The 10,028-nt window shown below is 37.0% G+C and carries 9 protein-coding genes; 4 read left to right on the top strand and 5 right to left on the bottom strand.

What is annotated here, in order from left to right; translation table 11 throughout:
• Nucleotides 1-609 precede the first annotated feature (609 nt).
• Nucleotides 610-3,138 (top strand): CHAT domain-containing protein, encoded by a 2,529-nt coding sequence (locus tag F6K23_RS35850; protein ID WP_293165294.1) that lies wholly within the window; start codon nt 610-612, stop codon nt 3,136-3,138.
• A 585-nt stretch (nt 3,139-3,723) separates the two neighbouring features.
• Here the strand turns inward: F6K23_RS35850 and F6K23_RS35845 are convergent.
• The gene (locus F6K23_RS35845; protein WP_293165292.1) at nt 3,724-4,623 is read right to left on the bottom strand and encodes a hypothetical protein; all 900 of its coding nucleotides are present in this window, start codon (nt 4,621-4,623) and stop codon (nt 3,724-3,726) included.
• Between the two features lie 1,062 nt (nt 4,624-5,685).
• On the opposite strand from F6K23_RS35845, the gene F6K23_RS35840 reads away from it, so the two are divergent.
• The gene (locus F6K23_RS35840) at nt 5,686-6,102 is read left to right on the top strand and encodes a hypothetical protein (RefSeq protein ID WP_293165290.1); all 417 of its coding nucleotides are present in this window, start codon (nt 5,686-5,688) and stop codon (nt 6,100-6,102) included.
• Nucleotides 6,103-6,212: 110 nt separating this feature from the next.
• Here F6K23_RS35840 and F6K23_RS35835 read toward each other — a convergent pair whose 3' ends face one another.
• Genes F6K23_RS35835 through F6K23_RS35830 form a run of 3 tightly spaced genes read right to left on the bottom strand, consistent with a single transcriptional unit; the run spans nt 6,213 to nt 7,292 of the window.
• Complete coding sequence (locus tag F6K23_RS35835; protein ID WP_367267920.1) at nt 6,213-6,743, bottom strand: EF-hand domain-containing protein; 531 nt, start codon at nt 6,741-6,743, stop codon at nt 6,213-6,215.
• 24 nt (nt 6,744-6,767) lie between these two features.
• Nucleotides 6,768-6,878, bottom strand: coding sequence for a hypothetical protein (locus tag F6K23_RS42475; protein WP_367267919.1), 111 nt, complete (start codon nt 6,876-6,878; stop codon nt 6,768-6,770).
• A gap of 27 nt (nt 6,879-6,905) precedes the next feature.
• Nucleotides 6,906-7,292, bottom strand: a complete 387-nt coding sequence (locus F6K23_RS35830; protein ID WP_293165288.1) for an EF-hand domain-containing protein — start codon at nt 7,290-7,292, stop codon at nt 6,906-6,908.
• Between the two features lie 577 nt (nt 7,293-7,869).
• On the opposite strand from F6K23_RS35830, the gene F6K23_RS35825 reads away from it, so the two are divergent.
• Nucleotides 7,870-9,204: an FAD-binding oxidoreductase gene (locus F6K23_RS35825; RefSeq protein ID WP_293165287.1), complete on the top strand. Its 1,335-nt coding sequence runs from the start codon at nt 7,870-7,872 to the stop codon at nt 9,202-9,204.
• Between the two features lie 229 nt (nt 9,205-9,433).
• Here F6K23_RS35825 and F6K23_RS35820 read toward each other — a convergent pair whose 3' ends face one another.
• Nucleotides 9,434-9,688 (bottom strand): hypothetical protein, encoded by a 255-nt coding sequence (locus F6K23_RS35820; RefSeq protein ID WP_293165286.1) that lies wholly within the window; start codon nt 9,686-9,688, stop codon nt 9,434-9,436.
• A gap of 129 nt (nt 9,689-9,817) precedes the next feature.
• On the opposite strand from F6K23_RS35820, the gene F6K23_RS35815 reads away from it, so the two are divergent.
• On the top strand, nt 9,818-10,028 hold a 211-nt coding region (locus F6K23_RS35815; RefSeq protein WP_293153274.1), incomplete at its 3' end, for a helix-turn-helix domain-containing protein.

Genomic DNA, 10,028 nt, shown 5'->3' with positions numbered 1-10,028 from the left:
ATAAAACTCTAAAAGTTCCTCAATTTTGGGGGAAATCAAACTCTAAAAGTCTCCAAAATTGGGGGATGCGCGGGGGCGTAGACCAGAACCAAAAAATCGCGCATTTTTATGTTTTAGCATTGCTGATTTTGGGTATGATGCAAGCCCCCTAGCCCCACAATTTTAGGAGGAATAAAACTCTAAAAGCTCCCAATTTTGGGGAGGGAATAAAACTCTCAAATTCCCCCAAAATTGGGGGATGCGCGGGGGCATAGACCAGAACCAAAAAATCGCGCATTTTTATGTTTTGGCGTTGCTGATTCTGGGTATGATGCAAGCCCCCGTAGCCCCCCAATTTTGAGGAGAATAAAACTCTAAAAGCACCCCAATTTTAGGAGGAATAATATCATGTTCCCCCGGAGGGGGAGCTACGCTAACGGTTGAATAGTTATGATTAGGATATAGATGGAAGAGAAACCTCAAACTCTTGAGATTGCTTCCTTCCACTCCGTTCCAGTCGCAATGACTTTATAGTTAGTGTTTATCCGAACATGATATAAAACTCTAAAAGTCTCCCAAGATTGGGGGATGCGCGGGGGCATAAAAAAAATCGATGGAAATGCACTTAAAATGAAAATAGTAAAATTATTTGTTATCGCCCTATTAAGTTTCTCTCTTTGCCTCGGAATAAATTTTTTATCTCCAGTTTTAGCCGAATCTTCTCCTTCCAACTTAGTCCAGCAAGGTATCCAATTGTTACACCAAGGAAAGGCGGAAGCAGCATTAGAAATTTGGCAACAAGCAGAAAGTCTTTATCGCCAAAATAACAATAAAATTGGAGTAATTGGGACTAAAATTAATCAAGCACAAGCTTTAAGTAGTTTAGGTTTTTATCGACGTTCATGTGATACAGCCCTACAAGCATTTGCTAATAATTTAGAATGCGACGGCATGACTGAAAGTAATCTAGATAGTGTTTTACAAAAGTTTCAAACATCAAATAATCGCCTAAATTTTCAGGGGTTACAAACTTTGGGAAATGGATTGTGGGCGCTCGGGAAACTGGATTTATCTCAAGCAGTTTTAAAAGCTAGTTTTCCTTTGGTAAATTCTCAAAATGCTGAAGGTCAATTGCTGCTCAATTTAGGCAATAATATTTTTTCTCAAGCTAAACGTATTGCTAATATTAATCCCAGAAGAAGAAGAGAGGAACAAAAACTTAAAACTCTGGTTGAGGAAGGTTTATCTAATTATCAGCAGGCTGCGACTATTTCTAGTGAAGAATTAGTGCAAATGCAGGCAACTATTAATCATCTTAGTTTACTGCTCAATTTCAGGCAGTGGTCGCAAGAAGCTGAGGATAATTGGTTGCAACCTTTTGTACAATTTCAGATTGATACTTTGCACCAAATTATTCCTATTTTGAATCAAATTAGTCCCAATTCTCAATCAATTAAACTAACAATTAAGTTGGCAGAAAATTTTATTGATTTTGACAAAATAGATGCTAGATCGACTTTGGCTCAACTACAGATTAATTTGGCTAAATTGACTTCAGCTAACGAATTGCTAAACCAAGCAATTCAACAAGCAAAAATTATCAATAATTCTCGTTTAGAAGCTTATGGAATTGGCATTAAAGGAAAATTACATCAAAAAAATGAAGAACTTGAAAATGCACTTAGTTTGACAAATCAAGCCTTAGTCATCGCTCAAAAAATCTCGGCTTCAGATATTGCTTATCAATTCCAAGAACAATTAGGAGATATTTTCAATCAGCAAGATAACTCCCCAGAAGCACTCTTTGCTTACAAAACGGCTTTTAATACTCTGCAAGTTTTACGAAGCAATTTGGTGGCCTTAAATCGAGATATTCAATTTGATTTCCGTGATCGAATTGAACCCTTATATAGAAAATTAGTGATGTTGCTACTGCAACCGGAACTAGGCTCAAATCAACCCACTTTGGCAAATATCAAGGCTGCTGGTGAGGTAATTGAATCCCTGCAATTGGCAGAATTAGATGACTTTTTCCAAGATGCTTGTATCAGTGCTGAAGATATTAATATTGATGAAATAGATGAAAATGCAGCCATTATTTATCCAATTTTATTAGATAATCAATTAAGTGTGATTGTTAAGTTACCTGGTGTTGATAATTTTCGCTATGCTGCATTCAGCGGTGGTAACTTTGAACAACAATTTAATGAGAACCTCTTCCAGCTCAGGGTTAACATCACTAATATTAGAAGCTCGACAAGTCAAATTCATTCCAGTTCCAATCAAATTTATCAGTGGTTAATTAAACCATTTGAAACTGAGCTGGAAGCTGACTTGGAACACGATGGGAGTCAAATCAAAACACTGGTTTTTGTCTTAGATGGATTACTCAGAAATATTCCTATGTCTGTGTTGTATGATAGTATGCGCGAGCGATATCTAGTTGAACGATATGCTATTGCTGTAGTTCCTGGTTTGCAATTAGTCGATCCCAAACCCTTATTAAAAGAGCGAGTCAAAGTATTAACAGTAGGAACGAGTCAAGAAGCACCAAGTTTTCAGCGAGAAGGTTATAATGCCTTGCCTAATATTGAACAGGAACTAGATGCTATAGAGGAAACTGTACCAAAATCAGAGAAGCTAGTAGATGACAAATTTACCAAAGCTAATATTCAAGACCAGATTAATTCTCAACCTTTTAATATGGTTCATATTGCAACTCACGGACAGTTTAGTTCAAACCCAGATGATACCTATATCTTAGCATGGGACGAACGTATTAATGTGCGCGATTTAGACCGACTGCTTCAAACAGAAAATTTGAAGTCTTCAGACCTACCTATAGAATTATTAATTTTAAGTGCTTGTCAGACTGCAGTGGGAGATACACGAGCAACATTAGGTTTATCTGGGGTTTCTATTAGAGCTGGCGCTCGCAGTGTTTTAGGAAGTTTGTGGAATGTGAATGATGCCTCTACAGCGGAATTAATGAAACAGTTTTATCAGCAATTGTTGCAGTCTGATAGTTCGCAACTCAGAAAAGCAGAAGCACTGCGTCAGGTTCAAATGAGATTTATTAATGGAGAAATAGAAGGAAACACAGATTATAATCAACCCTATCATTGGTCATCATTTATTCTTGTGGGTAATTGGTTGTAGTTATATAGAATCCGATTGAACAGTCGTCATTGCGACGATAGGAAGCAATCTCCGCGCACCCCTGAGATTGCTTCCTTCCACTCCGTTCCAGTCGCAATGACTTGACTTGGCTATAGCAATTATCCGGATTCTATATTAAAAGTCAGGAGGAATGGGAGTTATATCATGTTCGGTTAAATACTTATACTTTGGCACAGGGAAGGCAGAAGGCAGAATGCAGAAGGCAGAAAGCAAAGTTTGAAGTCGTCATTGCGACGATAGGAAGCAATCTCAGGGGTAACGCGGGATTGCTTCCTTCCACTCCGTTCCAGTCGCAATTACGCAGGCTATTGGTCATCATTTATTCTTGTGGGTAATTGGTTGTAGTTAGGGTTTGCGTATGGAAAGTCTTTTTGTTAAGGTAGGGAGTAGGCAGTAGTTATATAGAATCCGATTAAACAGTCGTCATTGCGACGATAGGAAGCAATCTCAGGGGTGCGCGGAGATTGCTTTCCTTACGGAATGCTGCGCAAACCTTCCACGGAGTGATCGTCGCAATGACGCAGGCTATAGCAATTATCCGGATTCTATATTATCTGTAAAATCTTACTTTTGACTTTTGACTTTTAACTTTTTCAACTTGCTACTGTAACCCATAGCACTAAACATTAATAAACCAAAAATAGCACTAGGTTCAGGTACAGATACAGAGTTTTCTCCTGGTTCAGGAGAAGGTGAGGAGTCTTGGCGTAAAGTATATGCTATATTTCCTGTAATCTGTCCATCCTGGAACTTAAAATCATCTTTAGATAACGTCAAAAAATCTGCGAAAAACTCTAATCCTTCGATTTCACCACTAGAAAATAAAACTTCTGGACCAGAAGAGAAAGGATCTAGAATACCTGAAAAATCATCTTGTTCAGTGTAGTTAGTACCTTGAAAACGGAAGCTGAGATCGGAAACTGAGAAAGATTCTTCACCCACTCCTGTGAATCCTAAACTATTAAATGTAAAGAATCCAGAAAAATTTTTACCAACTAAAGGGCCTGGATCGAAAGCACCTGTAAAATCGTCTGTTATAGTAACTGTAAAATCATAAGTGATGGGAACTGGATCGGGTGCGGGTGCTCCAGGTATCGGTTGCTCAGGATCATATATTGTCCCACTCACAGAAAAGCCATCAACAGGATTGTACTGTGAAGCTACTTCATTAAGAGAGTTACTAAAACATTCCCCTGTATACATTAAATCTTCATTAGGTTGTGTTGGGTCAAAAGTAATAACGCATGTCATAGTTTCTCCAGGAAAATTGGGAACAGGGACATTTGTGTATGTTGTCTCTTCTATAGTTGCTTCTTGATTTGATGCAGGTCTTGTTTGACTGCTTCCTGGTTGGTTTCCAACATTTATGTTGATCGCGAAAGCAGATTCATTTCCTACGAATATCGATCCACCTAATATTATGAGGGGGAAAAGAAGTTTTGAAATAAGATTAGTTTTAGTCATGGTTTTAACTTGAGTAAAATTATTTTGGTAGTCTTGTATAGTAATCGTGAATGGCGACTGAAATATTGAATATACCATTGTCGGAAAAATAAACAGGACTTATGCAACGATAATAATTATAGTGGTAATACCCTGAAAATCACCAATTTACACACCATATATAACGTTACTGCGTAAGTCATAATAAAAATGTACCGCTACCATTATTTTTAGGACTTTAGGGAGGTAGATACACATAACATTTGTGTAGATGTTATGTATATTAATGCTTGCACAACTGTTTTATTAATGTCAACAAAACCTGCAAAGATAGTACATATAGCGTATTTGCCTCAGCTCTAGTAAAGTGCAATAAGCTTTTAGCATTGAATGCTGGTTTATAGAACCCATTTGATATCTATATAATTATGGTAGTCAAGTCTTTTCGTGCATCAATTTTGAGGAAAAATTATCTGAAGGAGTGTTGAATTTTTTTTATTATTTCTCCCCACATCTTCCCTCTTACCTCCTGTCTCCTGTCTCCTGTCTACTGTCTCCTGACTCCTAGCTAACGCGCATATTTATGAAGATACCAAATGGGTTCTATAGCACTACGCAAATAGGTTAGGACATTTATAAATGCTCAGACTCAGTCAGATGTTACTTTTAACTTTTGTACTTATATCATATCCGGATAATTAGTGATAAAAAAATTTCTTCCTCTCTTCTTTCTTTGTTCCTCCTGACTCCTGAGGACTGACTCCTGACTCCTCCGTCGTTTATTTATAACTATTCAACCGGACATGATATTACGCGTAGCGCTATATGTGTGCCAAATTTAATTCTGGTACTTTTATAGCATGATAAATACGGAAACACAATTGTTGAATTGGAAGAATTAATATAGGAAAAACAATACACCACTTATATCATGTTCGGTTGAATAGTTCTAATTAGGATTATAGATAGAAGAGATATCTCAAACCCCTGAGATTGCTTCCTTCCACTCCGTTCCAGTCGCAATGACTTTATTATAAGTGGTTATCCGAACATGATATTAAACAAATAAAGAAAGAGAAAAATATGAATATCAAAGCTATTGCTCTAGCATCTGTTATTGGTTTATCTACTCCTGCGATCGCAGATATTACCTTAAATTCTCATAGTGCTTCTGCAATGCCTACCGACTTTGTCCGTCCAACTGGAGCTTTCATGGATAATAGCGAAAATTGGGTTGTTTGGCTGAAATTAGATGAGTTGGGAAACTATACCTATGAAGCTCTAGATCGAAAAACTGGCGGTTCTCTAACTTTGAAAAATGCTTCTATTAGAGGAAACAGGAAACGCTATACTTATATCTTTAGAAACGGAAGTCACAAATATATTATTGCTCACCGACCTAAGGACCCATCAATCATCCGCCTGACTGTTGTCAACCCACAAGGATATGTAATATTAAATCGCCTGATGGAAAAGGTTGGTAATGATTGGGATGTTTAAAAACATTAGACCTCTCCGGAAAAGAGGGAGTAGGGAGTAGGGAGTAGGGGGAAAGAATTAATTATTTATGCACGATAATTGATTTGATTTTTGATTATCGGAGATGTCTATTAGTAGTAAGCAAAAAATAAGTTTCCGGGAGCATCAGAGTCATCGCTACGATAAAATTGCCGTACTAATTTCAAGAATTCTTTTTTAGTTATACTGCCATCACCATCTAGATATAACTTGGGAAAAATTTCTACAGCTAAACCTGGAGGAATTCGCCAACTACAATAAAAAGTTTTGTACTCTTCCACACCAATAACCCCATTTCCATCGAGATCCAATAACTCGAAAACCCGATCTGCTAGGTCAACAACTATTTGATATATATTTGGACTATTGATGCGATTCTCAAAGTATTGTAGCCATTCTGCTAGCTCAATTTTACCGTTTCCATTTTTATCAGCATCTTGTTGTAAATATCCCCAGTCTTCCATAAACTTTGCATAGAGTTGCTGATATTGTGGCATCTCTTGAGTTAAATTACGCGCTCTAGCAAGATTATGAAATATTGCTTCAAAATCATCTTTTTCTACTGCACCATTTCGATCTGCATCATAGACTTGAAACAAGCGCGTCCACTTTCTTTTTTGCAGTATGGTAGTATAGAAGGCAAAAAGTTAGTTTCCGGGAGCATCAGGTTCATCACTACGATGAAATTCCCGTACTAATTTCAAGAATTCCTTTTTAGTTATACTACCATCACCATTTAGATCTAACTTAGGAAAAATTTCTATAGCTAAATCTGGAGGAATTCGTCAGCTCCAATAAAAAGTTTTGTACTCTTCCACCCCAATAACTCCATTTCCATCGAGATCCAATAACTCGAAAACCCGATCTGCTAGGTCAACAAGTATTTGGTATATATTTGGATTATTGATGCGACGCTCGGCGTGTTGGAGCCATTCTGCTAACTCAATTTTACCGTTTCCGTTCTTGTCGGCATCTTTTTGCAAATATTCCCACTCTTCCATAAACTTTGCATAGAGTTGCTGGTATTGTGGCATTTCCTCAGTTAAATTACGAGCTTGAACAAGATTATGAAATATTGCTTCAAAATCATCTTTTTCTATTGTACCATTTCGATCGGCATCATAGACTTGAAACAAGCGCGTCCACTTTCTTTTTTGCAGTGTGGTAAGCATATTTTTTTTCCTCTAGTAATAAGTAGATTAAAATTTTTTTATACCTAATTTATTAAGCTTGGGCTTGAAATATATATATTGATATACTACTATAGTTTATAGTTTAAAAAAGAATTAACTGAAGTTCGCAATAAATACTAAGTCTAAAAGTTATTAGGTTGTAGGTTGTAAGTGTAAATTCTAGAGGGAACACTGGAAACAGAGCATCAATTTGGTATATTTCTTCAACATTGAGAGGAAAAAATTTTTATTATATTTAATCGGCGTTGCTGAATTGAAGTATGAATGCGCGATAGTTTGGTTCTAGTCAAGCCCCCGCGCATCCCCCACGCATTGGGGGACTTTTAGAGTTTTATTCCCCCCAAAATTGGGGGGTTAGGGGGGCTTGCATCATACCTAGAATCAGCAACGCCATTTAATCATCCGGATATGGTATTACAGAAATAAATATCATAAAATCATCAAAAAGTCAATCAAATAAATTACACAAATGTGCTATAACAAAGAAAAGGGAATTATTTTAAAGCCCTAACTGAAAAAAAAATAATTTGACTAATAGCATTCATAATTAATCATAGTGATTTCCCAAGAAAATAAATTTAACATACAAGAATTAGAAACTATTGTCGGCAAAGACAATATTAGTTTGTGGCAAGATATAGACCAAACAAAAAAACAACAAATCTCACAAGCGATCGCTCCCGAAACTACTATCAACTGCATCGTCTATCCAGAAACTCAAGCACAACTCTCTACCATAGTTACTTGCTGTGCTAAAAATAATTGGGCAATATTACCTTGTGGTAGTGGTAGTAAAGTTCATTGGGGAGGGTTAATGAAGGTAGACCCAACTACTCACAAACAGGGAATAATAGTTGTCAGTAGCGATCGCCTCAACCATCTCATCGAACACGCTGTTGGTGACTTAACTGTTACAGTGGAAGCAGGGATGAAATATGCAGAATTACAGGAAACCTTAGCAAAAACAGGTCAATTTCTCGCTATCGACCCTGCTTATCCAGAAACTGCTACTATTGGCGGTATCGTTGCCACTGCTGATACAGGTTCCCTTCGTCAACGCTACCGGGGTGTACGAGATATGCTACTGGGTATAAGTTTTGTGCGTTCGGATGGAAAAATTGCTAAAGCGGGAGGACGGGTAGTTAAAAATGTAGCAGGTTACGACCTAATGAAATTATTTACAGGTTCTTATGGCACATTAGGTATTATTAGTCAAGTTACTCTGAGAGTTTATCCTCTACAACAAGCATCCGGTACTGTTGTTTTAGTAGGAGAAAAAAATAACATTGCCAAAGCAACTCAAACTTTATTATCTTCAGCATTAACACCTGTTGCTATTGACTTACTTTCAACTAAATTAGTAGAACAATTAGACTTAGGTAAAGGTGTGGGATTAATGGTTAGATTTCAAAGCATAATAGAGAGTGTTGAAGAGCAATCTAATCAATTATTAAAAGTGGGAGATAGTTTAGGTCTAAATTCCACCCGTTATCATGATTATGAAGCAGAATTATGGCAAAAATTAAAACAACAAATCTGGCATTCTCAGGAAAATACAGAAATAATCTGTAAAATAGGAGTTATGCCTAGGGAAGCTGTAGAAACTTTAGAGCGATCGGCCATAGAAACTGGTTTCGGATTAATTCATGCAGGTAGTGGTTTGGGAGAATTAAATTTTAATTCTGTTACTCCTGAAACTCTTCTCGAATTACGGCGTTGGTGTGAATCTAAAGGTGGATTTCTCACAGTTTTAGCAGCACCATTAGAGATAAAAGAAAAACTAGATGTTTGGGGTTATAGTCAGAATGGTCTTGATATAATGCGCCGAATTAAACAACAATTTGACTCACAAAATATTTTTAATCCTCATTCTTTTGTTGGCGGGATTTAAAAGGGAATAAAGGTTAATTAGTTGCCAGTTAATAAGAATCAGTAGTTGACCGACACAGCCAATTTAGTGCAAAATTTTTAGGATGCATTAGACAGATTGTGAAAGGCATTTAACAATCTGTCGTAACACACCATTTTTAGACATAACTATACTTTATTCAAATAAATATATAATTATGTTTAACTTTGTCTAATTATTTCAAGATTCCTGATCGCCCCAACTCTTTACCTCATTCCTGTGGTGGGATATTCTGCCATGTAAGTGTAAATGGCATGGGAAATCCTGGGGCAATTGGGTCTAAATCGTTACATACGTAGCCCTGAGATTTAGATAGTGGATTAAAAGTGTATGTCGCTGTTGCTGCTAGATTTAGTTGTGCTGATACCTCCGTATCAGGAATGTCAATATTGTAAAATATTTTTGGGGGTGGATAAATCCTTGGCACAGGGGTACCTGGAGGGAGGGCAATCTTAATTTCTGCCAAGTCATATCCTGGTAGAGGTACTTCCTGACCGAAAAATTGGGTCTCAAGCCTCGCCCTTCAAGGGCGACTTTTTATTTGCTAAATGTTTCAATCAAGATGTTATAATACTGTTAGTATAGCTAGCAAATTATGAAAGCTAGATTTAAGTATCGTATATATCCTACACCGGGACAAAAGCATCGATTAGCAAAGCTATTTGGTTGTGTTCGTGTGGTTTGGAATGATAGCCTAGCTTGCTGTCAAGAAAAATACAAATCAGGAGGTAAGAAACCTAGTAACGAAAAGCTGCAAAAACAGTTTATTACTCAAGCAAAAAATACTGAAGATAGAGAGTGGCTTA

This window comes from Okeania sp. SIO2C9, assembly GCF_010672455.1.
Taxonomy (GTDB): domain Bacteria; phylum Cyanobacteriota; class Cyanobacteriia; order Cyanobacteriales; family Microcoleaceae; genus Okeania.
This window is presented reverse-complemented; position numbering and strand designations above follow the sequence as displayed.

Excerpts from the sequence above, each read along its gene's own strand:
- F6K23_RS35840 (WP_293165290.1), top strand. The coding sequence starts at position 5,686 with ATGAATATCAAAGCTATTGCTCTAGCATCTGTTATTGGTTTATCTACT.
- F6K23_RS35830 (WP_293165288.1), bottom strand. The coding sequence starts at position 7,292 with ATGCTTACCACACTGCAAAAAAGAAAGTGGACGCGCTTGTTTCAAGTC.
- F6K23_RS35850 (WP_293165294.1), top strand. The coding sequence starts at position 610 with ATGAAAATAGTAAAATTATTTGTTATCGCCCTATTAAGTTTCTCTCTT.
- F6K23_RS35845 (WP_293165292.1), bottom strand. The coding sequence starts at position 4,623 with ATGACTAAAACTAATCTTATTTCAAAACTTCTTTTCCCCCTCATAATA.